This window comes from Nocardioides sp. GCM10023255 (assembly GCF_042653125.1).
Taxonomy (GTDB): Bacteria; Actinomycetota; Actinomycetes; order Propionibacteriales; family Nocardioidaceae; genus Nocardioides.
Genome location: NZ_JBHSHU010000007.1, coordinates 88,464 through 112,827, shown reverse-complemented (window position 1 = coordinate 112,827; position 24,364 = coordinate 88,464). Strand labels below are relative to the sequence as shown.

24 protein-coding genes and 1 riboswitch are annotated in these 24,364 nt (G+C 72.3%); of the genes, 17 read left to right on the top strand and 7 right to left on the bottom strand.

From position 1 onward, the window contains the following. Positions 1–564 precede the first annotated feature (564 nt). The gene (locus ACFO9I_RS12675) at positions 565–2,772 is read left to right on the top strand and encodes an MMPL family transporter (protein WP_379181339.1); all 2,208 of its coding nucleotides are present in this window, start codon (positions 565–567) and stop codon (positions 2,770–2,772) included. Here ACFO9I_RS12675 and ACFO9I_RS12670 read toward each other — a convergent pair. Then, positions 2,762–3,385 carry a winged helix-turn-helix transcriptional regulator gene (locus ACFO9I_RS12670; protein ID WP_379181337.1) on the bottom strand — a complete coding sequence of 208 codons (624 nt, stop codon included), beginning with the start codon at positions 3,383–3,385 and terminating at the stop codon, positions 2,762–2,764. The genes ACFO9I_RS12675 and ACFO9I_RS12670 overlap by 11 nt on opposite strands. Before the next feature lie 105 nt (positions 3,386–3,490). Here ACFO9I_RS12670 and ACFO9I_RS12665 point away from each other — a divergent pair, with 105 nt between their 5' ends. Further along, complete coding sequence (locus ACFO9I_RS12665) at positions 3,491–4,939, top strand: DHA2 family efflux MFS transporter permease subunit (protein WP_379181336.1); 1,449 nt, start codon at positions 3,491–3,493, stop codon at positions 4,937–4,939. 172 nt (positions 4,940–5,111) lie between these two features. Here ACFO9I_RS12665 and ACFO9I_RS12660 read toward each other — a convergent pair whose 3' ends face one another. Then, a complete protein-coding gene (locus ACFO9I_RS12660) occupies positions 5,112–6,359 on the bottom strand; it encodes a fibronectin type III domain-containing protein (RefSeq protein WP_379181334.1) in 1,248 nt (415 codons plus the stop codon). A 168-nt stretch (positions 6,360–6,527) separates the two neighbouring features. Further along, positions 6,528–7,424, bottom strand: a complete 897-nt coding sequence (locus ACFO9I_RS12655) for a hypothetical protein (protein WP_379181332.1) — start codon at positions 7,422–7,424, stop codon at positions 6,528–6,530. 518 nt (positions 7,425–7,942) lie between these two features. On the opposite strand from ACFO9I_RS12655, the gene ACFO9I_RS12650 reads away from it, so the two are divergent. Beyond that, positions 7,943–8,230: a DUF1905 domain-containing protein gene (locus ACFO9I_RS12650; protein ID WP_379181330.1), complete on the top strand. Its 288-nt coding sequence runs from the start codon at positions 7,943–7,945 to the stop codon at positions 8,228–8,230. Positions 8,231–8,236: 6 nt separating this feature from the next. Here ACFO9I_RS12650 and ACFO9I_RS12645 read toward each other — a convergent pair whose 3' ends face one another. Beyond that, positions 8,237–9,916 carry a formate--tetrahydrofolate ligase gene (locus ACFO9I_RS12645; protein ID WP_379181328.1) on the bottom strand — a complete coding sequence of 560 codons (1,680 nt, stop codon included), beginning with the start codon at positions 9,914–9,916 and terminating at the stop codon, positions 8,237–8,239. Positions 9,917–10,050: 134 nt separating this feature from the next. On the opposite strand from ACFO9I_RS12645, the gene ACFO9I_RS12640 reads away from it, so the two are divergent. From ACFO9I_RS12640 to ACFO9I_RS12630, 3 genes are all read left to right on the top strand, one after another. Further along, the gene (locus tag ACFO9I_RS12640; RefSeq protein ID WP_379181326.1) at positions 10,051–11,157 is read left to right on the top strand and encodes a DNA glycosylase AlkZ-like family protein; all 1,107 of its coding nucleotides are present in this window, start codon (positions 10,051–10,053) and stop codon (positions 11,155–11,157) included. A gap of 67 nt (positions 11,158–11,224) precedes the next feature. After that, positions 11,225–11,689, top strand: coding sequence for a GNAT family N-acetyltransferase (locus tag ACFO9I_RS12635; protein ID WP_379181324.1), 465 nt, complete (start codon positions 11,225–11,227; stop codon positions 11,687–11,689). Positions 11,690–11,740: 51 nt separating this feature from the next. Further along, positions 11,741–12,418, top strand: coding sequence for a DUF6281 family protein (locus tag ACFO9I_RS12630; RefSeq protein WP_379181322.1), 678 nt, complete (start codon positions 11,741–11,743; stop codon positions 12,416–12,418). A gap of 10 nt (positions 12,419–12,428) precedes the next feature. Here ACFO9I_RS12630 and ACFO9I_RS12625 read toward each other — a convergent pair whose 3' ends face one another. Then, positions 12,429–14,099: a SpoIIE family protein phosphatase gene (locus ACFO9I_RS12625; RefSeq protein ID WP_379181320.1), complete on the bottom strand. Its 1,671-nt coding sequence runs from the start codon at positions 14,097–14,099 to the stop codon at positions 12,429–12,431. Positions 14,100–14,180: 81 nt separating this feature from the next. After that, a complete protein-coding gene (locus ACFO9I_RS12620; RefSeq protein ID WP_379181318.1) occupies positions 14,181–14,669 on the bottom strand; it encodes a hypothetical protein in 489 nt (162 codons plus the stop codon). Between the two features lie 144 nt (positions 14,670–14,813). Here ACFO9I_RS12620 and ACFO9I_RS12615 point away from each other — a divergent pair, with 144 nt between their 5' ends. From ACFO9I_RS12615 to ACFO9I_RS12585, 7 genes are all read left to right on the top strand, one after another. Next, positions 14,814–15,377: a DUF1269 domain-containing protein gene (locus ACFO9I_RS12615; RefSeq protein WP_379181316.1), complete on the top strand. Its 564-nt coding sequence runs from the start codon at positions 14,814–14,816 to the stop codon at positions 15,375–15,377. A 55-nt stretch (positions 15,378–15,432) separates the two neighbouring features. Beyond that, on the top strand, positions 15,433–16,830 hold the full coding sequence (locus tag ACFO9I_RS12610; RefSeq protein ID WP_379181314.1) for a M15 family metallopeptidase: 1,398 nt from the start codon (positions 15,433–15,435) through the stop codon (positions 16,828–16,830). Beyond that, entirely contained in the window at positions 16,827–17,078 is a 252-nt protein-coding gene (locus ACFO9I_RS12605) for a hypothetical protein (protein ID WP_379181312.1), read from the top strand. Before ACFO9I_RS12610 ends, ACFO9I_RS12605 begins: the two co-directional genes overlap by 4 nt. Next, on the top strand, positions 17,075–17,497 hold the full coding sequence (locus ACFO9I_RS12600; RefSeq protein WP_379181311.1) for an HIT family protein: 423 nt from the start codon (positions 17,075–17,077) through the stop codon (positions 17,495–17,497). The genes ACFO9I_RS12605 and ACFO9I_RS12600 overlap by 4 nt, the downstream gene beginning before the upstream one ends. 132 nt (positions 17,498–17,629) lie before the next feature. Continuing rightward, a complete protein-coding gene (locus ACFO9I_RS12595; protein ID WP_379181310.1) occupies positions 17,630–18,397 on the top strand; it encodes an SDR family NAD(P)-dependent oxidoreductase in 768 nt (255 codons plus the stop codon). Positions 18,398–18,526: 129 nt separating this feature from the next. Continuing rightward, positions 18,527–18,669: riboswitch (cyclic di-AMP (ydaO/yuaA leader) on the top strand. Between the two features lie 9 nt (positions 18,670–18,678). Then, complete coding sequence (locus ACFO9I_RS12590; protein ID WP_379181309.1) at positions 18,679–19,164, top strand: C40 family peptidase; 486 nt, start codon at positions 18,679–18,681, stop codon at positions 19,162–19,164. Positions 19,165–19,280: 116 nt separating this feature from the next. After that, positions 19,281–20,294: a DUF3048 domain-containing protein gene (locus tag ACFO9I_RS12585; RefSeq protein ID WP_379181308.1), complete on the top strand. Its 1,014-nt coding sequence runs from the start codon at positions 19,281–19,283 to the stop codon at positions 20,292–20,294. A gap of 3 nt (positions 20,295–20,297) precedes the next feature. Here the strand turns inward: ACFO9I_RS12585 and ACFO9I_RS12580 are convergent, their stop codons facing one another. Beyond that, positions 20,298–20,978, bottom strand: a complete 681-nt coding sequence (locus tag ACFO9I_RS12580) for a TetR/AcrR family transcriptional regulator (protein ID WP_379181307.1) — start codon at positions 20,976–20,978, stop codon at positions 20,298–20,300. 131 nt (positions 20,979–21,109) lie between these two features. Between ACFO9I_RS12580 and ACFO9I_RS12575 the strand changes: the two genes are divergently transcribed. The 4 genes from ACFO9I_RS12575 to ACFO9I_RS12560 are packed head-to-tail and all read left to right on the top strand — an operon-like array spanning position 21,110 to position 24,358. Then, entirely contained in the window at positions 21,110–21,634 is a 525-nt protein-coding gene (locus tag ACFO9I_RS12575) for a hypothetical protein (protein ID WP_379181306.1), read from the top strand. A gap of 52 nt (positions 21,635–21,686) precedes the next feature. Beyond that, the gene (locus ACFO9I_RS12570; protein ID WP_379181304.1) at positions 21,687–22,244 is read left to right on the top strand and encodes a YqgE/AlgH family protein; all 558 of its coding nucleotides are present in this window, start codon (positions 21,687–21,689) and stop codon (positions 22,242–22,244) included. A gap of 27 nt (positions 22,245–22,271) precedes the next feature. Beyond that, the gene (locus ACFO9I_RS12565; protein ID WP_379181302.1) at positions 22,272–22,535 is read left to right on the top strand and encodes a DUF3039 domain-containing protein; all 264 of its coding nucleotides are present in this window, start codon (positions 22,272–22,274) and stop codon (positions 22,533–22,535) included. Between the two features lie 59 nt (positions 22,536–22,594). Beyond that, complete coding sequence (locus ACFO9I_RS12560; RefSeq protein ID WP_379181720.1) at positions 22,595–24,358, top strand: DEAD/DEAH box helicase; 1,764 nt, start codon at positions 22,595–22,597, stop codon at positions 24,356–24,358. Positions 24,359–24,364 lie beyond the last annotated feature (6 nt).

Sequence of the window (24,364 nt, the reverse complement as noted above, 5' to 3'; positions counted from 1 at the left end):
CGCGAGGCGGCGCCGCCCACGCGTCCTGCAGGGTTGACGGATGCGGGCCCCTCGGTCCGGAAGACGGCCCAGGTTCAACTTCTCCGAGCCCTCGGTGTGGCGACCCGGACTCCCAGGCGGGGGCTCGCCCTGCCCTGGCCTCGGGCAGCACCCCCGACGGCTCGCATGCCGACTGCGGTTGATCCGAGGCACCTGGTGCACCGGATCGACCACCGTCCCACGTCCTGGCCGTCTGCGAGGTGCGACGTGGCCGTGCTCGCCCCACGGGCATCCCCAGTTGGGAGTAAATACGCTCGCGAGGCGCTCCCGGCACGAGGGTGTGGTTCAGTGAGGATCACCGCCCGTCAGGCTGGGTGGCGCCTTCGCCTCGAGAAGACCGGGCAAGGGCTGAGACGACCAGGTCATCCGTTTCGTCCGAGGGTGGCTCCCCGCTTCACGCGACAGCACGAACGTACTCCTGACCGGGCCCGCCACGACCAGGACCGCTGGTCCCCTCCGAGGCATCACACCGTGCGCCCTCGCCGACGTCTCGCCCGTCGACGTCATCGACAGAGGAGCCGAACCATGCTCGTTCGCCTGGCTGACTGGTGCTATCGACGGCGGCGCCTGGTCGTCCTGAGCTGGATCGCTGCGCTGACGGGAGCCTTCGCCCTGGCCGGCATGTTCGGCGGCGAGCTCCGGCAGGACTACCTGCAACCCGGCTCGGAGTCGAAGGCCGCCGCGGACGTGCTCGAGAAGAACTTCCCGCAGCGGTCGGGCGACACGATCCAGGTCGTGGTCCACTCCGACGACGGCGTCACCAGCCCCAGGATGAGAGCGCGCGCAGAGACGATCTTCAGCGACGTCGCCGACAGCGACCACGTGGTGAGCGTCGCCGGCCCGTTCACCGCAGAGGGCGCCCACCAGGTCTCCGAGGACGGTACGACGGCGTACGCCGACGTCGTGCTGGACCAGCGGGACAACGACTTCACGCCCGACGAGGCGGCGACACTCGTCGCACCCGTGCTCGCCGCCGGCGACGACACCCTGCAGGTCGAGGTCGGTGGGCCGGTTGCTGCGCTGTCCCAGACGGCCCCGTTCGGCACCGAGGGGATCGGGCTGGTGGCGGCCGCCGTCATCCTGCTGCTGACGTTCGGATCGGCAGTCGCGATGGGGCTGCCGCTGGTGACGGCGCTGTTCGGCCTCGGCACCGCGACCGCTCTCGGGGAGGTCCTGCGCCGAGTGGTCGACGTCCCGGACTGGGCGCCGCCCACGGCGGCCATGGTCGGCCTCGGTGTGGGGATCGACTACGCGCTGCTCGTCGTCACCCGGTTCCGGAGCAACCTCGCCGAGGGGCTCGATCCGCATCGCTCCACGGTGGGCGCCATCGCCACGGCCGGCAGGGCCGTGCTGTTCGCCGGCTCGGTCGTCATCGTGTCGATGCTCGGCATCCTGGTGGTGGGCCTCACGTCCCTGAACGGGTTCGCCATCACCGTCTCCCTGGCCGTGCTGCTCGTCATGGTCGCCTCGGTGACCCTGCTTCCGGCCCTGCTCGGGTTCGCCGGGGGCGGGATCGAACGCCTGCACGTGCCGTTCCTCGGCAGGAACCCGCATGCTCACCACACCTCGCGCTGGTACCGGTGGAGCCGGTTCGTCCAGCGCCGTCCATGGGCCGCCGCGATCGGCGGCCTGGTGGTCCTGACGGCGCTCGCAGCACCCTTCCTGGGTCTGCGGCTGGGATTCCCCGACGCCCAGAACGACCCGTCGACCTACACCACCAACAAGGCCTACGGCCTGCTCGCCGACGGGTTCGGGCCCGGCTTCTCGGCGCCGTTGGTCCTCACCGTGCAGGGCGCCTCGGACCGCGAGCTGCGCACCGCCGCGGACGCCGTCGGCGGCCGGCTGGCCGGTGTCGGCGGCGTGGCCCAGGTGTCGCCGGCGGTGGTCAACGAGGCCGGGGACACCGCGGTGCTCGTCCTGATGGCCACCACCTCACCGCAGGACCGGGCCACCGAGGACCTGGTCGACACGCTGCGGGACACGGTCCTTCCCCAGGCGACCGCCGGCACCGGTCTGACCGTCGACGTGGGCGGGACCGCGGCGGTGGACCTCGACATCACCCGTGGGGTCGCAGACCGGCTGCCCCTCTTCTTCGGTGGAGTGCTCCTGGTGTCGTTCCTGCTGTTGATGCTGGTGTTCCGCTCCGTCGTGGTGCCGCTCAAGGCAGTCGTCATGAACGTGCTCGCGAGTGCGGCCGCCCTCGGTGTGCTCACGCTCGCGGTGAGCGGCGGACCGCTGGGAGACCTCGTCGGCATCCCGGAGGCCACGCCGGTGCCGATCCTGCTGCCCATCGGGATCTTCGCGATCCTGTTCGGCCTCTCGATGGACTACGAGGTCTTCCTCCTGTCGAGCATCAAGGAGGAGTACGACAGGACGGGCGACAACGCGCTCGCGGTCGCCAACGGCCTGGCCCGGTCCGCACGGGTGATCACGGCCGGCGCGGCAGTCATGGTCACCGTGTTCCTCTCCTTCGTGCTGGGCGTCGACATCTTCGGCAAGATGTTCGGCATCGGACTTGCCGCTGCCGTCCTGATCGACGCCACCGTGGTCCGGATGGTCCTGGTGCCGGCGACCATGGAGCTCCTCGGTGACCGCAACTGGTGGCTTCCGGCGTGGCTCGACCGCCGGCTGCCGAACCTCCACGTCGGCGGTCACGGGGTCACCGACGCGGGGCTCGACGTCCTCGGCCCGGACGACGGCTCGCCCGACCTGTCGGCCACGGCTACGCCGTGACGGTCCCCTCGACCCGCGGGGGAGCGACCGCGACGAGGCGCTCGAGCAGGTCCCGGTCGCCCGTCACCGTCACCTGGTCGAGGCGCCGGTTGACGAACATGTCGTAGATCGACGGAGGATCCGCCTCGACCACCACGTCCGGGTCCTCGACCGGTCCGCGGCGTACCTCCCCGTCGACCAGCGAGGTCACCTCGCCGTCGACGCGGAACTCGAAGCTCCCGGTCGGCGCCCGGTGCGCGAGGACGATGTCCATCGCGTTGGCCATCCAGCCCGGGAACAGCCCGGACCCGGGCGTCGGCGGCCCGAGCGAACGGGCGCCCCAGAGGGCCAGCTCGCGGACGGCCGGCCGCAGCTGGCGGCCGTACTCGGTGAGCTCGTAGACCTTCGAGGCGGCCGGGGGCGGGAGCGTGCGCCGGGTGACGACGTCCGCCTGCTCGAGGTCGCGCAGCCGCCCGGCCAGGATGTTGGTCCCGATGCCCGGCAGGCCCTCGACGAGGTCGGTGTAGCGCTTGGGGCCGTGCATCAGCTCGCGCACCACCAGGAGCGCCCAACGGTCCCCGACCAGGTCCAGCGCGTGCGCGATCGGGCAGTACTGCTCATAGCGCTTCGCCATACCAAAAGAGTACCACTCGATGACTATTTACAATGAGATGCTTGCAAAAAAGAAGTAAGCGGGCCTACGGTCGTTGCACCTACTACGAATTTGAAAGGAACGACGATGGTGCACACCGACCGGCGCAAGTGGCTGGCCCTCGCGCTCCTGTGCGTGGTCCAGTTCATGGTCGTCCTCGACATCGCGATCGTGAACGTGGCCCTGCCCTCGATCAAGATCGACCTCGGCTTCTCCCAGGGTGACCTCCAGTGGGTCATCAGCGCCTACGCCCTCGTGTTCGGCGGCTTCCTCCTGCTCGGCGGTCGCGCCGCCGACATGCTGGGCCGACGGCGGCTCTTCCTCGTCGGCACCGTGGTGTTCACCGCGGCTTCGCTGCTCGCGGGCCTGGCCTGGTCCGAGCCCTCGCTCATCGCCGCGCGCGCCTTCCAGGGCCTCGGCGCGGCGATCATCACGCCTGCTGCCCTGTCCATCCTCTCGACCACGTTCGTCGAGGGCCGTGAGCGCAACATCGCGCTGGGCGCCTGGGGTGCCGTCGGCGGTTTCGGCGCGGTCGCCGGGGTCCTCCTCGGAGGCGTCCTCACCGACGCGCTCAGCTGGGAGTGGATCTTCTTCGTCAACGTCCCGGTCGGCGTGGTCGGCTTCGTCCTGGCACCACTGCTGCTCACCGAGAGCCGCGACGCGCACGTGCGGCGGTTCGACGCCCCGGGCGCGGTGCTGGTGACCGGCGGTCTCTCGGGCGTGGTGCTGGCGATCACGGAGGCCAGCCGTCACGGCTGGCTGTCGGCGCAGGCCCTGGCGGTGTTCGCGCTCTCCGCCCTGCTGCTGACCGGCTTCGTCGCCTGGGAGCTGCGCCACCCCGAGCCGCTGATGCGCTTCGGGATCCTGCGGACCCGGACGGTGAGCGGCGCGAACGTGGCCGGCTTCATCCTCGGCACCGCGTTGTTCTCGATGTTCCTGATGCTGACCCTCTACATGCAGCAGGTGCTGGGCTTCTCCGCGATGAAGACCGGCGTCGCCTACCTCGCGGTGGCCGGTACGGCGATCGTGTGGTCGGCCGTCGCCGGCCAGCTGGTGACCCGCGTGGGCGTCAAGCCGGTCCTGGTGGTCGGGATGGTCATGCTCACCGCCGGGCTGCTGTTCTTCACGCGGGTGCCGGTGGACGGCTCGTACGTGCGTGACCTGCTGCCGGGCTTCCTGGTCCTCGGTGTCGGGATCGGGTTCTCCTTCGTGCCGATCTCGATCGCGGCGCTGGCCGGCGTCCGCCCCGCGGAGGCCGGTCTCGCCTCGGGCCTGATCAACACCTCCCAGCAGGTGGGTGGCGCACTCGGGATTGCCCTGCTCTCGACGATCGCCACCTCACGCACCGAGGACTCGCTCGCCTCGGGCGCCATCCCGCCCCAGGCTCTCGTCGACGGGTTCTCGGCCGCCTTCGTGGTGGGCGCGGTCGTCGCCGCTGCCGGCGTGCTCGCTGCCCTGACCCTGATCCGGCGGGGCGAGATGGAGTCCCCGGTCGCCCTCGCGGTGGAGGAAGAGACGCTGCTCGACGCCGCGTGAGGCCGACCGCCCCCCGGCCGGCCGCGCGAACGACGCGGTGGGTCCGACGTACCAGGTACGCCGGACCCACCGCGTCGTCGAGCACCCGGACCTCGAGGGGTCCGGGGAAGGCCGGGCGGCTGCGGGGGAGGGGGCGCCGCCGCCCGGGTGGTTCAGGCGGGTCGGACCGTGATCAGTCGAACCACGCGTCGGCGGTCGCCTTGTCCATGCGCGAGTCGTAGCCGCTGCCCTCGGCGCTGTTCCAGTACAGGCCGAAGTCGAAGATGCCGGCGTCGACCATCGCGGCCTTCATCGCGCGGGTGTTCTCGACGCGGTTCGGGTCGCTGGTCGGAGCACCGGTCTCGGCCACACCGCTGCGCGAGATCCCGGCGTTCTTGGCCGCGGCGACCATCCGGTCGACCAGGGCCTGCGGGTCCTTGCCCTTGCCGTAGTAGGCGTCGAACGCGAACACGTCCACGGTCCCCTTCGGCGGGGTCCAGTCGGCGACGTTGCGCCCGGACTTCGGGTTGAGGGTCCAGGCCATCAGGATGTTGGTCGGGATGAAGCCCTCGGCGCGCATGAGCGGCGCCTGCAGGGACCACTGACGCTTGTACTCGTCCGACCACGCCTTGTACGTCGCGGAGCCCGGGTTGCCGTTGTCGTCCTCGGGCTCGTGGTTGAACGAGGTGTAGACGGTCAGGCCGTCGGGGATGCCCGCGAGGAACTTCTTGATCGCGGTCTGGTCGGTCTCCTTCCAGGAGATCACGAAGGTCTTCACGCCGTCGGCGAGCGCCTCCTTGACGGCCCCGTTGTTGCTGAAGGAGGCGCTGTCGAGCTGCTGGAAGAAGACGCGGGCAGCCTTGGCGCGACCGCCGTAGATGGACTCGTCGACCTGGGAGGCGGTCGTGTAGTTCGCACCGAACTTGGTGGTGCCGCTCGGGGCGGGCGTCTGGGTGCCACCGGTCGTCCCGCCCGTGGTGCCGCCGGTGGTTCCACCGGTCGTGCCACCGGTGGAACCGCCGGTGGTGCCGCCGGAGGTGGCGACCTGGACGGTGTCGGAGAACGGACCGACCTCGCGCACGCCGTTCACCTCGACGACCCGCACCCGGACGTACCGGCTCGAGCCCGTCGGCAGGTCGGAGAGCGTGAGCTGGTGCTTCCTCGTCCACTTCCGCGTGAAGTCGGTCATCTGCGGATTGTCGGCGACGTCGAGCCGGTAGCGGGTCGCGCCGTTGACCTGGTCCCACGCGACCGTGACGCTCGTCGAGGTCGAGTCGACGGCGCGCAGGTTCGTCGGGGCGGGCGCGGTGGTCGCACTCGCCAGGGCGCGCACGCTGTCGGGCTGGGCGGCGTGGGCGGCGCCGGTGACGGCGGGTACGCCGAGCCCGACGCTGGCGGCGGCCACGAGGGCGAGGGTGCGGTGCGTGAGGGGGAGCTTCATCTCAGGGGTCTCCAGGTTGCGGGGGAGGTCGACCGGGTCACCGGTCGCTGTGGGTGGTTGACGGGTGCAGGTGCGTCGGCCGGGCGGACGATGCACCTCTGGTTGCAGATGAGCCCCCGTGCTCATCGTGTGTGCGAAGCGCCGGCCGAGGCGGTCGGCCGAGCGCGATCACCGGAGCCAGGCTCGGGCGGTCGCCTTGTCCATGCGGGAGTCGTAGCCGCTGCTCTCGGCGCTGTTCCAGTACAGGCCGAAGTCGAAGATGCCGGCGTCGATCATGGCGGCCTTCATCCGGCGCGTGTTCCGCACCCGGTCGGGGTCGCTGGTCGGGGCGCCGGTCTCGGCGACGCCGCTGTGGCGGACCCCGGCCTTCTTGGCCGCGGCGACCATGCTGCGGACGATCGTCCGTGGGTCCTTGCCCTTGCCGTAGTAGGCGTCGAACGCGAACACGTCCACGGTGCCCTTCGGGGGCGTCCACGCAGCGACGTTGCGCCCGGACCTCGGGCTGAGCGTCCAGGCCATCAGGATGTTGGTCGGGATCATGCCCTGGGCACGCATCAGCGGCGACTGCCGCTTCCACTGGCGCTTGTACTCGCGCGACCAGGCCTTGTACGCCGTGGAGCCGGGGCGGCCGTGGTCGTCCTCGGGCTCGTGGTTGAACGAGGTGTAGACCCGCAGCTTGTCGGGGATGCCCTTGAGGAACTTCTTGATGGCGTGCCGGTCGGTCTCCTTCCAGGAGATCACGAAGGTCTTCACGCCGTCGGCCCGCGCCTCCCTGACCGCCCGGTTGTCCTTGAACGAGGCGTGGTCGAGCTGCTGGAAGAAGACCCGGGCGGCCTTGGCGCGGCCGCCGTAGATGCTCTCGTTCACGTGGGCGGCGGTGGTGTAGTTGGCACCGAACCTGGTCTTGCGGGGGTGGGTGGTCTTCTGGGCCTCGCCCGACACCGCCGTCTGCCGGGCGCTGTCCGCCTGGGCGGCGGGGGTGGCGCCGGTGACGGCGGGGACGCCGAGGCCGACGCTGGCGGCGGCGACGAGGGCGAGCGTGCGGTGTGTGAGGGGGAGCTTCATCACAGGTGGGTTTCTCTCCGTGTTGCGGGCGGGTCGACCGGGATCGTCGGTCGCTCAACGGGTCTGGTGGATGTGGGGGCGTCGGCCGGGTGGTCGACGACCATCTGGGTCGGGATGAGCCCCCGTGCTCACCGTGTGGGCGCGGCGGAGCATCGCCGGCCGGTCGACTCATCGAGAGATGGCGTCCACGGCCGGTGATCACGTCGCCGGACGTCCCGGACTGGTTATCGGGTCGGTGCGGGACCGGTGCGGGTGCACGGCACCGGTGGGCCTGCGGCGCTCGCCTCGGCCCGCGGCCTCCGTGCAGGAGGTGCCGCAGAACGGGCTCGGCTCCGGGAGGTCGGCCAGGTCACCCCGGAGGGTGCCGGCCCGGGCTTGCAGCAGGTGCAAGTGCCCATGTGGATCATGAAATACGCTTCCTTGTCAGGCCCCGCGCGGAAGGTTGATGCCCCGCTCGGGAGGCCCCAAACCTCTCAGACCCAGATGTGACGCAGGCTACGGATTGGCATGCTGTGCCCGTGGACCTGGAGTTCAGCGGTGAGGTGTGGTTCTGGCGGGGGCCTTCGCCGTACCACTTCGTCAGCGTGCCCGAGGACGAGAGCGCAGAGCTCCGGGAGACCGCGGCGATGGTGACCTACGGCTGGGGCATGGTCCCGGTCGCAGCCCGGATCGGGTCGACCCGGTGGACGACGTCGCTGTTCCCCAAGGACGGCGGGTACGTCGTGCCGCTCAAGGACAAGGTCCGCGACGCCGAGGGCGTCGAGGTCGGGGACTCCGTGACGGTGCACCTGACCGTCGATGTCTGAGCCCGCTCAGGAGAGACCGAGGATCGTCCCGTCGTCGGCCAGGTCGATGCGCGATGCGGACGGTTCGCGCGGCAGCCCCGGCATCGTCATCATGTCGCCGCACACCACGACGACGAAGCCGGCGCCGGCGGACAGCCGGACCTCCCGGACGTGCAGCTCGTGGCCGCTGGGGGCGCCGACCAGGGTCGGGTCGGTGGAGAAGGAGTACTGCGTCTTCGCGACGCAGACCGGCAGGGTGCCGTACCCGTCGCGCTCGATGCGCTGCAGGCGCCGGCGGGCCCGGGCGTCCCAGGTGACGAGTGACGCGCCGTACAACCGGGTCGCGATCGCCTCGACCTTCGCGGCCAGCGGCAGGTCGTCGTCGTAGGTGAACGAGAAGGAGTACGGCGACGGCTCGTCGAGCGCCGCCAGCACGCCCTTGGCCAGGTCCTGGGCGCCGGCACCTCCGTCGGCGAAGTGCGTCGCCGGGAACGCCCGGACGCCCTCCGCCGCCACCAGCTCGACCACCGAGGCGATCTCGCGGTCGGTGTCGCTGGGGAACCGGTTGACCGCGACGACGCAGGGGATGCCGTAGACGTCGCGGACGTTGTCGAGGTGGCGGCGCAGGTTGACCATCCCGGCCTCGATGGCCGCGACGTCCTCGCGACCGAGGTCGGCCAGGGCCATCCCGCCGTGGTACTTCAGGGCCCGCACCGTCGCCACCACCACCGCGAGGTCGGGACGCAGGCCGGACTTGCGGCACTTGATGTCGACGAACTTCTCCGCGCCGAGGTCCGCCCCGAAGCCCGCCTCGGTGACCACCAGGTCGGCCAGCCGCAGCCCGGCGCGGGTGGCCATCACCGAGCTGCAGCCGTGCGCGATGTTGGCGAACGGGCCCCCGTGCACGAACGCCGGAGCCCCCTCGAGCGTCTGCACGAGGTTGGGCGCCAGCGCGTCCCTCAGCAGGGCGGCCATCGCCCCGTCGGCGCCGAGGTCACGGGCGGTGACCGGCTGGGTCGCCCGGGTGTAGCCGATGACGATGTCGCCGATGCGCCGCTTCAGGTCCGCCCACGACTCGGTGAGGCAGAAGATCGCCATCAGCTCCGAGGCGACGACGATGTCGAACCCGTCCTCGCGGGGGAAGCCGTTCGCGTGGCCTCCCAGCGCGACGACGACCTCACGGAGTGCCCGGTCGTTCATGTCGAGCACCCGTTTCCAGGTGACGCTGCGGACGTCGATGTCGAGCTCGTTGCCGTGGTGCACGTGGTTGTCGATCAGGGCCGCCAGCAGGTTGTTGGCGGCGGCGATGGCGGCGAAGTCGCCGGTGAAGTGCAGGTTGATGTCGCTCATCGGGACCACCTGGCTGTAGCCGCCGCCGGCGGCGCCGCCCTTCATGCCGAACACGGGGCCCATGGACGGCTCGCGCAGGCAGGCGACCGTCCGGTGACCGAGTCCGTGCAGGGCGTCGGTGAGGCCTACCGTGGTCGTGGTCTTGCCCTCGCCGGGCGGGGTGGGGGAGAGCGCGGTCACCAGCACCAGCCGGCCCAGCGGCCGGTCGGCCAGCGAAGCCAGGTGGGTCAGGTCGACCTTGGCCTTGTGGTGGCCGTAGGGCACCAGGTGCCGCTCCTCGATCCCGAGGGTCTCGGCGGCCACGTCCCTGATCGGGCGCAGCGTGGCGGCGTTGGCGATCTCGATGTCCGACAGCACGACGGCGTCCCTCCCTCGGTGATCCCTCCGGGCACGCTAGCCGAGCCCACCGGGACGTCATACGAAATGAGGGTCCCAGCCCTCAATTCGCATGACGTCCCGTGCCTGTCCGCGGGCGGTCCTAGGCTCGCGCCATGACGGCAGTCCACGAGCTCACCCGCGCGGACGCGCGGCGGATCGCGGTGCGGGCCCAGCTGCTGACGAAGCCGCGCCCGACCGACCTGGTCGACACGGTCCGTCGGCTCTCGCTGCTCCAGGTCGAGCCCACCAGCGCGGTCGCACCGAGCGCCGAGCTGGTGCTGTGGAGCCGCCTGGGCTCGGCGTTCGACCCACAGCAGCTGTGGGACGCCGTCGAGGAGCAACGGCTCATCGAGCTGCACCAGACGCTGAGGGTCCCCGAGGACATCGCGCTGTTCCGCGCCGAGATGGCCGAGTGGCCCGGCTCGGGGACCCTCCGGCCGTGGCAGGAGGAGGCGCGCGACTGGGTGCAGGCCAACGACGACTGCCGGCGCGAGATCCTCGAGCGGCTCCGGGCGGACGGGCCGCTGCCCGCGGGGGAGCTGCCCGACACCTGCGTCGTGCCGTGGCGCTCCAGCGGGTGGAACGACAACCGCAACCTGCGGATGATGCTGGCCCGGCTCGTCGAGCGCGGCGAGGTCGCCGCGGCGGGCGGGACCGGCCGCGACCGGCTGTGGGACCTCGCCTCGCGGGTCTACCCCGACGACCCGGTGCCCTCGGCGCAGGAGGCCCGGAGGCTGCTCGCCGAGCGCCGCCTCGGCGCCCTCGGCATCGCCCGGGCCCGGACCACCAAGCTGCCGCTCGAGCCGGTCGACGTCGGGGAGGTGGGCGAGCCGGCGGTGGTCGAGGGGGTCCGCGGCCAGTGGCGCGTCGACCCGGCGCAGCTCGGCCAGCCGTTCGCCGGCCGCGCCGCCCTGCTCTCGCCGTTCGACCGTCTCCTCGCCGACCGCAAGCGGATGGCCGAGCTCTTCGAGTTCGACTACATCCTCGAGATGTACAAACCCGCCGGCGCCCGGATGTGGGGCTACTACGCGCTGCCGATCCTGTACGGCGACCGGCTGGTGGGGAAGCTCGACGCCACCGCCGACCGCAAGGAGGGCGAGCTCCGTGTCGACGCCCTGCACCGCGACTTGCCGTTCACCGCGGCCATGACGGACGCGGTGGACCGGGAGATCGCCGACCTCGCGCGCTGGCTCGACCTCGCGCTGGTCCGGGCCGACTGACCGGGTCCGCGCGCCGTCCGGGAAACGGTTGGGAAGGCCGGCGGCACCCGTGGCACGATCCGTCCCCGTGACCGACGCACCCATCCCCACTGCGCGGATCCGCGAGCAGCCGGCGTACCGCTCCCTCGTCGGGGAGGCGCTCCCCGACCTCGACCAGCGGCTCTCCGACGAGCTGGACCGCGTGAACGCCGCCGCCACCCACGGCGTCCCGGCCGCTCGCGAGCTGACCGTGCAGGTCCTGGACGAGGCCGGCGCGCTCGCCGCCGGGATGAGCGGCTGGACCTGGGGCGTGGCCGCCGGCATCGCGATGACGTGGGTGCGCGAGGAGTCGCGCGGTGACGGCCTCGGCGTCCGGCTGCTGGACGAGTTCGAGGCCGAGGCCAGGGCCCGCGGCTGCACGCACGTCTTCGTCACGTCCTTCACGTTCCAGGCGCCGGGCTTCTACGAGCGGCACGGGTACCGCGAGATCTTCCGGTGGGAGGGCGTCCCCACCCCGGACGCCGCCGACGTGCACTTCCGCAAGGAGCTGTGAGCCGCCAGCAGGCGGACGGAACCGATCCGGGGACCTCGACGTCGTACCCCCATGACACAGCGACGGAAGCGGGCGACCGCCCTGCTGGTGGGCAGCCTCGCGGCAGCGGCGCTGACGGCCTGCTCGTCGGACGAGACGTCCGGGGGCTCGGCGTCCTGCGTGGCCGCGCTGGTGCACGACGGGCACACGTACACGGAGCACGGCGACCTGCGCCGCGACCCGCCGACCACGGGCCGGGTCGTCGACGCCGTCGTCCCGGCCTGTGACGACTCCGGGGGCCAGGAGGCGGCGGGGGACGACGAACCCGTCGAGGCGGCCGAGCTCGCCGGCGTCCCGACGGACACCGCCCTCCTGCTGGACGGCGGCGTCTACGTCCGCACGGGCGCGAGCCTGCCGGCCGCCGCGAGCGCGTGGTTCCGCCCGCCCCGCTGCACCAGGTCCGGGGAGTTCGAGCTCACCGCGGACTGGCTCGGTGTCACGGGGCCGAGGAGGCCGCGCTTCGACGGGGACATCCGTCCGCCGTACCGCCTCGAGGTGCACGTCACCGAGGGCCCGCAGGAGTACGTCGGCACGCGGGTGACCGTGCGCGCCGACGCCGCGACCGACCCGGCCCTCGGCCCCCGGGACGTGGAGTCGTCGCTGTGGCAGGGCGGCCAGGTGGTCGCGCGGGTGCGGTGCGACGGAGGCCACTTCGCAGCGGTCACGCTGCACACCCCGGCAACCGGGTGAGCACGAACGATCAGTGCAGGATGCGCGCCCAGACGGCCTTGCCCTCGAGCTCCTCACGCACGCCCCACGACTCGCTGACGGCGTCGATCAGGTGCAACCCGCGGCCGCCGGTCGCGTCGACGGCGGAGTCGGTCATCGTCGGCAGCCGGTGCCCACGGTCGAAGACCTCGACCAGCACCGAGTCGCCGGTCGCGTCGAGGGTGACGTCGACCGGCCCGTCCCCTTGGCGGACGGCGTTCGTGACGAGCTCGGAGACGACCAGCAGCACCAGGTCGGCGGAGTCCTCCGGCACCCGCCCGGCGAGCCACCCCGACGCCCACGACCGGGCCAGCGGGACCGACATGGGCTGCGCGGGCAGGGAGCGCTCGACGCGCAGCGTCTCGGTGTCCTGCGTCGGCGGGATCCGGGCGGCCAGGACGGCCACGTCGTCGCCGCGGTTGCCGGCGGGCAGCAGGTCCAGCGCGGTGTCCAGGACCCGGGACGGCCCCGCGGCGGCGGGCAGGGTCTCCAGCAACACCCCGAGGCGGTGGATGCCCTCCTCGATGTCCCAGGTCCGGGTCTCCACCAGGCCGTCGGTGTAGAGCAGCAGGACAGCGTCCGGGGGCAGCTGGGTGCTGCGCTCCTCCCAGCGCTGGCCGATGCCGAGGGGCGGGCCCGTCTCGACCTCCATCTGGTGCAGGTCGATGCCCTCCTCGGTCATGCCCAGGACGACCGGCGGGAGGTGGCCGGCGCACGCGGCGGTCGCGAGGCGCGACCGGACGTCGATCTGGACCACGAGGACCGTGGCCAGCAGGTCGCTGCCCAGCCGGTCGAGGTAGTCGGCAGCCCGGGCGAGGACGCCGGACGGCGGGTGGCCGTCCGAGGTCGCCGCCCGCACCACCGTGCGCAGCTGGCCCATCAGCCCCGCAGCCCGTACGTCGTGGCCCTGCACGTCCCCGACGACCAGGACCATCCCGCCGTCGACGGTGATGGCGTCGAACCAGTCGCCGCCGACGTGCACCCCGGGGTCGCCGGTGCGGTACTGCGCGGCCAGCTCCACGTCGCCGATCCGTAGCGGGATGTCGGGGAGCAGGCTGCGCTGGAAGGCGAGACCGAGGGCTCGCTCCTCGGCCAGCTCACGCTCCAGCTGCTCGTCGAGGCGGCTGCGCTCGATGGCGCGGGCCACGGTGCGCACCAGCACGTCGATCAGGGCGAGGTCGCTGCCGCCCGGTCGCATCGGGGTCGGGTAGTACATCGCGAAGGTGCCGAGGACCCGTCCGCCCACGCCCACGATCGGGGTCGACCAGCAGGCCCGGAGCCCGGCCCGGAGCCCGAGCTCCCGGTAGTCGTCCCACAGGGGGTCGGTCTCGATGTCCTCGACGATCACCTGGCGGCGGCGGTACGCCGCGGTGCCGCAGGAGCCCACCGACGGGCCGATCTCCACCCCGTGGATCGCGTCGTTGTACCAGTCGGGCAGGCTCGGGGCCGCGCCGTGCAGCAGGTGCTTGCCGGACTCGTCGAGCAGCAGGATCGACGCGTAGAGCCGGCCGACGGACACGCGCTCGACCACGCGCAGCAGCGACTCGAGGGCGCGCGGCAGGTCGTGGCCGGCGACCACGCCTGCGAGCAGCTCCAGCTGGGCAGCGAGCAGCAGCGTCTCCCGACCCTCGGCCTCACGGGGGAACTCGGTGCTGAGAGTCATCGCCCGTCGACTGTACGCCCCGACGCACCCCTCGTGCCCACGGTGCGGTTGCCGTCCCGATCCCCGGCCCGGACAGGCAAGTCAGTGCAGCAGGGTCTTCAGCACGACCATGACGACGCCGAAGGCGCCGGCCACCGTCGTCGAGACCAGTCGCTCGGCCAGGGTGAGCTTGCCGTCCTGGCCCATCCGCCAGCCGGCCACGCACAGGATCACGGTGCTGCAGCCCAGGGCGGTCAGCACGGCCGTGTCGAGGTCGGCGCCCAGCAGGCTCATCGAGGAGAGGACGAGCAGCGGCAGCAGGGTCGCGGTCACCATCTCCCAGCCGGTGGCCATCGCCCGCCGCACGTGGGCCCAGGTCGGCCGGTGCCCGCTGTGGATGCGCTCGGCCACCAGGCGCGAGTACCGTTCCGCGACCCAGTAGATGGAGAGCGTGACGAGCACGGCGATGTCGAGCGCGATCGCCGAATCCGGGTGCGCCGACACCATCACCGCGGAGCCCACGATCACCCCGTAGATGCCCGCAGCGGTGCTCTCCTCCGCAGCCGTGCTCTCCTCCGTGGGTGCGGCCATGACTGCGCAGGCTACGAAGTCGGCCCGTCGGCCGGATCCCCCGCTGGGGATGAACCCGGCCCAGCCCATCCCGGGCGGGCGATGTGCGGTTCCGCATGCCGTGCCGACGATGGGCGCCACCCGTTCACCCAGAGAGGCAGGCAGATGGCCAAGCAGGAGAAGGACACCCTCTACGTGATCGCCGCGGCGTACGAGGACGTCGACGCGGCGGTGGCGGACTACGAAGCGGTCAAGGCCCTCTACCGGGAGGTGAAGTCGTCGCACGACTTCGATGCATCCGTCATCGCCAAGGACGCGAACGGCAAGGTCAAGATCGTCAAGAAGCACGAGCAGCCCACGCGGCACGGCGCCGTCAAGGGGCTCGGCTGGGGGCTCGCGGTGGGGGTCGCGGCGGCGCTGTTCCCGCCGGTCGCCATCGGGATCGCCGGCGCCGGAGCCGGAGGAGCGGCGATCGGCGCGGTGGCCGGGCACGCCTCGGGCGGGATGTCCCGTGGCGACCTCAAGGACCTCGGGGAGACCCTGGACGCGGGCCAGGCCGGCCTGATCGTCGTCTACGAGACCAACCTCGCCGACCAGATCGCGGCCAACATCAAGGCGGCCAACCGGATGGTCTCCCGGGCGACCGACATGGCCGCCGACCAGCTCGCCGAGGACATGAAGGCGGCGCAGAAGGCGGAGCAGGAAGGGGCCTCGCAGGCATCCGCCTGATCCGGCCCGCGACGTGTCGCCGGGCGCAGCCCGGCGGCTGCGGCAGAATGCGCGCATGCGACCCGGGCCCCGCATCACCGCACTCTGTCTCGCCGTCCTCGTCATCACCGGTCTCGGCAGCGCTCCCGCGCAGTCCCAGGAGCCGGTGCCGACGACGCTGACCATGACCGCGCGCCCGGTGCACGCCGACCGGGCCACCACGTTGCAGGTCGACCTCGTGCAGGAGACCGACGGCGCCCCGGTCGTCGGCGCGCCGGTGACGGTGGAGCGGCGTACGGACGGCGCCTGGGCGACGGTCGCCACGGTCGTCACCGACGAGGCCGGTCACGCCGAGGTCGAGGCGACCCTGGGGCGCGACGCGTCGGACAACGTGTTCCGGGCGTCGTACCCCGGCGACGCGGCGCACGCCCCCTCGGCCACCGGGCGGGTGGCCGTCGCCCTCGTGCGCCGGGCCAGCCGGGTGCGGATCGTGGGGCCGGACCGGGTGGTCGACGAGCAGCGGGTGACCCTGGAGGTCCGCTGGAGCACGGGCAACGGCACGCCGGTGTCGGGCCGGGTGCGGGTTTTCCGTCGCAACGGCGACCGCCCGTGGCGGCTCGACCGGACCGTCACCACCGACCAGGACGGTCGCGCGCAGCTCTCCAGCAGGCCCCGCACCGACACGCGCTGGCGCGCGGAGGTCAAGCGTTCCGACTGGTACCGCGCGGACACCAGTCCCGTGCACCGGGTCGACAACCTGCCGCCCGGCGTCCCCGTCAGGCTGCCGGCCGCGGCGCCGCGGCCGCGCGTCCACCTCCCTGCCCAGCCGCACGCGGTCGGCGAGGGCCCGAACGTGACCATCACCCGGGTGCCGCAGCGGGTCTGGGACCGGATGACCGGGATCAGCTGGCGGTCCGGCTGCCCGGTCGGCCGTGCCCAGCTCCGCTACGTCCGGATCAACTACTGGGACTACCGCGGCTACCGCCGCCGCGGCGAGCTGGTCGCCAACGCCGACGCCGCCGGCCGGATGGCGGCCGCGCTCTCCGACATGTACGCCGCCAAGCTGCCGCTGCGCTCGCTGTACCTCGTCGACCGCTTCGGCTACTCGAAGCGGGTCAAGGGCGGCAACGACTTCCGCTCGATGGCGGCGGGCAACACCTCGGCGTTCAACTGCCGCGACGTGGTGAACCGGCCGGGCGTCCGCTCCCCGCACTCCTGGGGCCGGTCCCTGGACCTCAACACGTGGGAGAACCCCTACCGGTCGGCGCGTGGTCTGGTCCCGAACTCCTGGTGGCAGTCGCACTCCCACCCACGGGTCGCATGGCGCTCCCGCTCGCACGCGGTCGTGAGGATCATGGTCGCCCACGGGTTGCGCTGGACCTACGGGCTCGGCGACACCCAGCACTTCGACGCCCCCGCGGGCAACGGCCGGTTCATGGCGCGGCCACCGGGCTGCGACGGCGTGTGCGAGTGATCGCCTTCCTGCTCTCCGGACTGGTCCTGGGCGTGCTCGCGCGGGGGCTGCACGGCGGGTCCGACGACCCCGACCTCGCGCTGACGGTCGCCGTGGGGCTCGTCGGCGCCGTGCTCGGCGGCTCCGGCATCAACCTCGTGCTCGGCCGCTCGGCCGGTGACCTCGACGCCTGGAGCCTTGCCAGCGCGTGCGTCGTGTCCTTCGTGGGGCTGGGCCTCTTCGAGGCTCGCGTGGGACGGGCCCGATGACCGCCGAGGGCTGCGTGTTCTGCGGGATCGCCGCGGGTGACGTCGAGGCCGACCGGGTGCTGGAGACCGAGGACCTGGTGGCCTTCCTGGACCGGCGGCCGGTGTTCAAGGGTCATGTGCTGCTGGTGCCGCGCGAGCACGTCGTCACGCTGCCGGACCTGCCGGCCGCGCTGCGGGACCCGTTCCTCGCCGCCGGCCAGCGACTGGCCACCGCCATGGTCGAGGCGCTGGGCGCCCAGGGGTCGTTCGTCGCGATGAACAACACCGTCAGCCAGTCCGTGCCCCACCTGCACCTGCACGTCGTGCCGCGCACCAAGGGGGACGGCCTGCGCGGGTTCTTCTGGCCCCGGCACACGTACGCCGACGACGCCGAGCGGGCGGAGTACGCCGCCCGTCTGCGTGGGGCGCTGGACCGGTAGTCCGCGACCTCCGCGGCCGGACGGGCGCTCCCGGCCGCCGCCGTGGCGAGCAGCAGGCCTCGGCGTACCGACCCGGGACCGCCCTCTACAGTGTGGGGCGCTGAGCCACCCCCACCGAGTCGAGGAGTCATCATGGGCCGTTTTGACGGGCGCGTCGCTGTCGTCACGGGAGCCGCACGCGGCATCGGGTTCGGGACCGCCACCCGGTTCGCCGAGGAGGGTGCCTCGGTCGCGATCATCGACCTCGACGAGTCCGCGGCGGCCGAGTCGGCCGGCCGGCTCCCGCTGACCGACGGCGCCAGGGCGATCGGCATCGGCTGCGACGTGAGCAACGCGGAGTCCGTCGACGCCGCGGTCGCGCGGGTCGTGGACGAGCTCGGCGGCATCCACATCCTCGTCAACAACGCCGGCATCACCCGCGACAACCTGCTCTTCAAGATGACCGAGGACGACTGGGACCTGGTCATGAACGTCCACCTCAAGGGTGCGTTCCTGATGACCAGGGCCGCCCAGAAGCACTTCGTGGAGCAGAAGTACGGCAAGATCCTCAACCTCTCCAGCGTCTCCGCGCTGGGCAACCGCGGCCAGGCCAACTACTCCGCGGCGAAGATGGGCGTCCAGGGGTTCACCCGCACCCTGGGCATCGAGCTCGGCCCGTTCGGCATCAACGCCAACGCGATCGCGCCGGGCTTCATCGCCACCGAGATGACCGACGCCACCGCGGCGCGGCTGAAGATGGACGTCGAGGAGTTCCGCCGGCTCAACGCGGAGGCGAACCCGGTCCGCCGGGTCGGGTTCCCCGAGGACATCGCGGCCGCAGCGGCGTTCCTGTGCAGCGACGAGGCGTCGTACATCACCGGCCAGACGCTGTACGTCGACGGCGGCGCCAAGCTCGGCTGACGGCTGTTCGCGCCCCCAGATTGGGGGAGGGGCTCTTCCTCGCGGCGCGAAGTTCTGGTTAGCCTGCCGGGTCGCCGAAGGCGGCCGGCCCGGGTACGCCGAGTCCTGCCCGCCCGGGCCGCCCCGGAGCACCGAGGGCGGGAGCGGGGGACCCACAGGTCCCACCGCCGCACCTCGGATGCGGCTCGGGGTGAAGCCGGCGCCTCTCGGGCGGGCCCGGCGGAGGACTTTCCACCTCCAACCCGACAGCTGACCTCGCAGGCGTAGGAAAGGCCCGTCCCATGTCCGCACGCCTGCGCGCCCTCGTCGCGCTGCCCGCACTCCTGCTCGGCCTGCTCACGGCCCTCGTCGCCACCAGCGTCGTCACGGCGCCGGCGGCCGACGCCGCCACCCGCAACCAGCGGGTGCTGCACGCCCGCACCATCGCCCTCCACCAGCTCGGCGACCCCTACCGGTACGGCGCCGCCGGGCCGCGGGCCTTCGACTGCTCGGGGCTCGTCTACTACAGCTACCGACGCGCCGGGTTCGCCGTGCCCCGCACCTCCCGGGCCCAGGCCGGGCACGCCCGCCACATCCGCAGGTCCCACCTGCGCCCCGGTGACTTCCTCTTCTTCACCGGCAGCGGCGGGGTCTACCACGTGGGGATCTTCCTGCGCCGGGCGCACGGCCACGTGGTGATGGTGCACTCGCCGCGCCCAGGTCAGCGGGTCCGGCGCGAGGTCCCGTGGACCAGCCACTGGTTCGCGGGCACCCTGCGCGGCCGGTGAGCGGTGGTCGGCTGCTAGCGTCCCGGACCGTCCGGCGCGGGCGCGCCTCCCCTCGGGGGGCGCCGTTCCCCGGCACACTTGAAGTCGACCAGTTCACTAGACGAACGGAGCCCATCGTGCGCCGTGCCCCCCTGCCCGCTGTCCTGATCGCCGCCAGCCTCGTGCTCGCCGGCTGTGGTGGTGGAGACGACGACGCTCCCTCCTCGGACAGCTCGCCGGCCGCGCAGAAGGTCGCCGGCGGCTCCACGCTGGACTCCACGTGGCCGCTGACCGGCCTGCCGGTCTCGGGCGATCAGAGCGCCTCCCAGGACCACCCGGTGCTGGTGACCAAGATGGACAACACCTACTCCAGCGCGCCCCAGATCGGCCTCTCCAAGGCGGACATGGTGGTCGAGGAGCTCGTGGAGGGCGGCCTGACCCGGCTCGCGGCGTTCTATTACTCGCAGGTCCCCGGAGACGTCGGCCCGGTGCGCTCGATGCGGGCCAGCGACATCGGCATCGTCTCGCCGGTCGACGCCGACGTGGTGACCAGCGGCGCGGCGGGCAAGACGATCGCGCGGATCAAGGGCGCCGGCATCACCTTCTTCCAGGAGGGTGCCAAGGGCTTCCACCGCGACTCCGGCCGCACCGCGCCGTACAACCTGATGGCGAACCTCGGGGAGGTCGCCTCGGTCATCAAGCAGGACGAGGCCCGGCCCGACGACTACCTGCCCTGGGGCGACGAGAAGGACATGCCCAAGGGCGTGCCCGCGAGCACCGTCGCCGCGTCGTTCTCGGGCGGGCACACCACCAACTGGACCTACCGCGACGGCGGCTACGTCAACGAGAACACCTACGCCGCCGACGGCGACGAGTTCCCGGCCGACACCGTGCTGGTGCTGCGGGTGCAGGTCGGTGACGCGGGCTACCTGGACCCCGCCGGCAACCACGTCCCCGAGACGAAGTTCACCGGCAAGGGCGCGGCGATGCTCTTCCACGACGGCCGGATGGTGCGAGGCACCTGGTCCAAGGACGACCTCGGCTCGCCGATCGAGCTCTCCACCAAGGGCGGCGACCTGACGGTCCCGGCCGGTCACACCTGGATCGAGCTGGTGCCGGCCTCCGGTGGGAACGTCACCTTCAAGAAGTAGCCGTCACTCGCTGCCGGGCAGCTCGACGCCGGTGTCGGCGAGGGTCTGGAAGCCCGCGAGGATGAACCCGATCGCCGTCTCGACCCTGGTCGCGGCGGCGATCGGGTCCTCGGCGCTGGAGACCGACTCGCCGGCCGACGACATCGCCCCGAAGAAGATCCGGGCGAACGTCTGGATCATGTCCTCGTCGAGCTCCCACGTGCCGGCGCTGAGCACGGCGCGCACGATCTCGAGGACGTTGGCGAACGTCGAGCGCTCCTCCTGCTCCCGGTAGCGCTCGTAGCCGAGCACCGAGGGGCCGTCCTGGATCACGATCCGGCGGTAGCGCGGCTCCTGGACCTCGGTGAGGAACGCCCGCAGGCCGGCGCGCGCCTTCTCCCACGGGTCGCGGTGCCCGCGCAGGGACTTCTGGATCGTCCGCGACGCGTCGGCCTCCACGCGCTCGAACACCGCCTCGAAGAGCGCCTGCTTGCCGCTGAAGTGGTGGTAGAGCGCCCCCTTGGTGACCTGGGCGCCCGCGACGATCGCGTCGAGGGAGGTGGAGGCGTAGCCGTTGGCCGTGAAGAGCTCCTCGGCGACGTCGACGAGCGCCCGCTTGGTGGAGGCGGAGTACTGCTGGCGCCGACTCGCCCCCGCGACGCCGGGGACCTTGGGGACGAGCTTGGAGACCGAGGACTTGCTCATCCGCGCAGTGTAAGGACCGGGGAGGGGAGGGGGTGACTGGCCTCACCGCGCGCCGCTTTGCATACCGTCGGTACGTCACCGTACTCTGAGTACGTACCAACGGTATGTAGGTGACACGCAAGGAGCCGACCATGACCTGGAAGTCCTTCCACCGCCGCGGAGAGATCCTCCGCACCGTCATCGAGACCGCCGACCGCCGCCGGGACGGACTCCTCCCCATGGACGTCGACGGGGTCGTGGAGACCTTCGGTGACGAGATGTCGCTGCTCGGTGCGCTGCAGCTGCGCTGGCACACCCGCCTCGCCGGACGGATCGAGCGCGAGCTGATGGACCAGCCGATGGACCTCGAGCGGGCGGTCGTGGCCGCCTGGCAGGGGACCGCGGAGGAGATGCCCGGCGTGCGCGCGGTCGTGGACCACTACCGCGCCGAGCCGCTCGACGCGCGGATGGCCGAGATGATGGCCCGGGCGACCGCCAAGGAGCACGTCCTGCTCGCCGTGATGGCCGGACGGGTCAGTGCGCAGGACGCGACCGCCGTCCGGGTGGGCGAGACCATCGAGCACGAGGCGCGCGCCACCCGTCGTCCCACCTCCGGCCCGGCCGAGCCCGCGGCGCCGGGACTGCTCGACCGGATCAAGGCCGCGCTCGCCGCCTGACCCCCGGCCCGTCGGCGTGGCCGACCGGCCACCCGTGGGCGATGATGGGGGCATGACCGAGGTGCGGGCCGGCATGCTGCTGGTGGCCACGCCTGCGCTCCTCGACCCCAACTTCGCCGACACCGTCGTGCTGCTGCTCGACGTCGACGACAACGGCGCCCTCGGCGTGGTCCTCAACCGGCCCTCGATCGTCCCGGTCGCCGAGGTGCTCGGCGACTGGGGCGACGTGGTCGCCGAGCCGGAGGTGCTCTTCCACGGCGGCCCGGTCAGCACCGAGGGGGCGCTCGCGATCGGCTGGCTGCGCACCGAGGACGACGTGCCGGTCGGGTTCCGCGAGGTCGCGGGGCAGCTCGGCCTGGTCGACCTCGACACCCCGCTGGAGCTGCTCGACGGGTCGCTGGAGGGGATGCGGATCTTCGCCGGGTACGCCGGCTGGGGCGCCGGCCAGCTCGACGCCGAGGTCGAGGAGGGCAGCTGGTACGTCGTACCCTCCCAGCCGCGCGACGCGTTCCGGATCGACCCGGCGGACCTGTGGCGCGACGTGCTGCGCCGGCAGCCCGGCGAGCTCGCGTGGCACTCCACACGTCCGGTCGACCCTGAGCTCAACTGACCCGGACCTGAACTAGAGTGGGGCCTTGTGACCACCATCGGATTCTCGACAGAGACAGACGTCCGTGAGGACCGACGTACCGTCCCGACCGATGAGGGGGACCATGAGCGGTTCTCGCACTTCGTCGACAAGGACAAGCTGACCGAGGCCATGGTCATGGGCACGCCCGTCGTGGCCCTGTGCGGCAAGGTGTGGGTGCCCAGCCGAGCCCCGGAGAAGTACCCGGTCTGCCCGGAGTGCAAGGAGGTCTGGGAGTCCATGCGCGACGACGCGGGCGAGGGTGACGAGTGACGGGACGGCCCCACCAGGACCCCGCCCACCCCAGCTCCACCGCGCAGGACCAGCTCGAGATCGACCCCGCCCTCCCGCCCGCGTATCCCGACCGTGCGGCGTGGGGGACGGCTCCGTCGCTGCGCGCGTGGCAGGCGGCGGCGATGCACAAGTACTTCGCCGAGCAGCCCCGTGACTTCCTCGCCGTGGCGACCCCGGGCGCCGGCAAGACGACGTTCGCGCTGACGGTGGCCGCGGAGCTGCTCGGCCGGCGGATCGTCGACCGGGTCACGATCGTGGCGCCCACCGAGCACCTGAAGGTGCAGTGGGCCGAGGCGGCGGCCCGGGCCGGCATCCCCATCGACCCGACGTACTCCGCCGGCAAGGGCAGGACGTCGAAGGACTACGTCGGCATCGCGGTCACCTACGCCGGTGTCGCGGTCAACCCGCTGGCGATGCGGATCCGCACCGAGAACTTCAAGACCCTGGTCATCCTCGACGAGGTGCACCACGCGGGCGACGCGCTCTCGTGGGGCGACGGGGTGCGCGAGGCGTTCGAGCCGGCGGCGCGCCGGCTCGCGCTGACCGGCACGCCGTTCCGCTCCGACGTGAACCCGATCCCGTTCGTGACCTACGCGCCCGGCGAGGACGGCATCCCGCGCTCGGTGGCCGACTACGCCTACGGCTACGCGCACGCGCTGGCCGACCACGTCGTGCGCCCGGTGCTGTTCATGGCCTACTCGGGCGAGATGCAGTGGCGGACCCGCGCCGGCGACGAGATCGCCGCCCGGCTCGGTGAGCCGCTGACCAAGGACATGACCGCGCAGGCGCTGCGCACCGCGCTGGACCCCACCGGCTCGTGGATGCCGTCGGTGCTCGCGGCCGCCGACAAGCGGCTCTCGGAGGTGCGCCGGCACGTCCCCGACGCCGGTGGGCTGGTGATCGCCAGCGACCAGGAGTCCGCACGCGCCTACGCCAAGCTGCTGCGCCAGATCAGCGGCGAGGCGCCCACGGTCGTGCTCTCCGACGAGAAGGCGTCGTCGAAGAAGATCGCGACGTTCAGCGAGGGCGAGCAGCGCTGGATGGTGGCGGTCCGGATGGTCTCCGAGGGCGTCGACGTGCCGCGGCTCGCGGTCGGCGTCTACGCCACGACGTACTCCACCCCGCTCTTCTTCGCCCAGGCGGTCGGGCGCTTCGTCCGCGCCCGCAAGCGCGGGGAGACCGCGTCGGTCTTCCTGCCGTCGGTGCCGACGCTGCTCGGCCACGCCTCGGAGATGGAGGTCCAGCGCGACCACGTGCTCGGCAAGAAGATCACCGACGAGGCAGACATCTTCGCCGCCGAGGACGCCCTGATGGCGCAGGCGAACGCGGCGGAGAACGCGTCTGCGGAGCTGGAGCTCTCCTTCGAGGCGATCGGGTCGCAGGCGACGTTCGACCGGGTGCTCTACGACGGTGGCGAGTTCGGCCACTCCGGCGAGGTGCACGTGGGGTCGGAGGAGGAGATGGACTTCCTCGGCATCCCCGGCCTGCTCGAGCCCGACCAGGTGCGCGAGCTGCTGCACTCCCGGCAGAGCGAGCGGGCCCGCAAGCAGAAGAGCGCCGCTCCCACGACGGAGCCCGACACGGTGGCCCAGCTGTCCACGCACGAGCAGCTCGCGGTGCTGCGCCGCGAGCTCAACGGGCTGGTCGCGGCCTGGCACCACCGCACCGGACAGGCGCACGGCATCACCCACGCGGCGCTGCGCAAGGAGTGCGGCGGGCCGGCGGCCGCGGTGGCCACGGCCGACCAGCTGCACGCGCGCATCGACCGGCTGCGCGAGTGGGCCTCCCGCAAGTCGTCCTGAGCGCGT

Excerpts from the sequence above, each read along its gene's own strand:
- ACFO9I_RS12675 (WP_379181339.1), top strand. The coding sequence starts at position 565 with ATGCTCGTTCGCCTGGCTGACTGGTGCTATCGACGGCGGCGCCTGGTC.
- ACFO9I_RS12670 (WP_379181337.1), bottom strand. The coding sequence starts at position 3,385 with ATGGCGAAGCGCTATGAGCAGTACTGCCCGATCGCGCACGCGCTGGAC.
- ACFO9I_RS12665 (WP_379181336.1), top strand. The coding sequence starts at position 3,491 with ATGGTGCACACCGACCGGCGCAAGTGGCTGGCCCTCGCGCTCCTGTGC.
- ACFO9I_RS12660 (WP_379181334.1), bottom strand. The coding sequence starts at position 6,359 with ATGAAGCTCCCCCTCACGCACCGCACCCTCGCCCTCGTGGCCGCCGCC.
- ACFO9I_RS12655 (WP_379181332.1), bottom strand. The coding sequence starts at position 7,424 with ATGAAGCTCCCCCTCACACACCGCACGCTCGCCCTCGTCGCCGCCGCC.
- ACFO9I_RS12640 (WP_379181326.1), top strand. The coding sequence starts at position 10,051 with ATGACGGCAGTCCACGAGCTCACCCGCGCGGACGCGCGGCGGATCGCG.
- ACFO9I_RS12630 (WP_379181322.1), top strand. The coding sequence starts at position 11,741 with ATGACACAGCGACGGAAGCGGGCGACCGCCCTGCTGGTGGGCAGCCTC.
- ACFO9I_RS12625 (WP_379181320.1), bottom strand. The coding sequence starts at position 14,099 with ATGACTCTCAGCACCGAGTTCCCCCGTGAGGCCGAGGGTCGGGAGACG.
- ACFO9I_RS12620 (WP_379181318.1), bottom strand. The coding sequence starts at position 14,669 with ATGGCCGCACCCACGGAGGAGAGCACGGCTGCGGAGGAGAGCACCGCT.
- ACFO9I_RS12615 (WP_379181316.1), top strand. The coding sequence starts at position 14,814 with ATGGCCAAGCAGGAGAAGGACACCCTCTACGTGATCGCCGCGGCGTAC.
- ACFO9I_RS12610 (WP_379181314.1), top strand. The coding sequence starts at position 15,433 with ATGCGACCCGGGCCCCGCATCACCGCACTCTGTCTCGCCGTCCTCGTC.
- ACFO9I_RS12600 (WP_379181311.1), top strand. The coding sequence starts at position 17,075 with ATGACCGCCGAGGGCTGCGTGTTCTGCGGGATCGCCGCGGGTGACGTC.
- ACFO9I_RS12595 (WP_379181310.1), top strand. The coding sequence starts at position 17,630 with ATGGGCCGTTTTGACGGGCGCGTCGCTGTCGTCACGGGAGCCGCACGC.
- ACFO9I_RS12590 (WP_379181309.1), top strand. The coding sequence starts at position 18,679 with ATGTCCGCACGCCTGCGCGCCCTCGTCGCGCTGCCCGCACTCCTGCTC.
- ACFO9I_RS12580 (WP_379181307.1), bottom strand. The coding sequence starts at position 20,978 with ATGAGCAAGTCCTCGGTCTCCAAGCTCGTCCCCAAGGTCCCCGGCGTC.
- ACFO9I_RS12575 (WP_379181306.1), top strand. The coding sequence starts at position 21,110 with ATGACCTGGAAGTCCTTCCACCGCCGCGGAGAGATCCTCCGCACCGTC.
- ACFO9I_RS12570 (WP_379181304.1), top strand. The coding sequence starts at position 21,687 with ATGACCGAGGTGCGGGCCGGCATGCTGCTGGTGGCCACGCCTGCGCTC.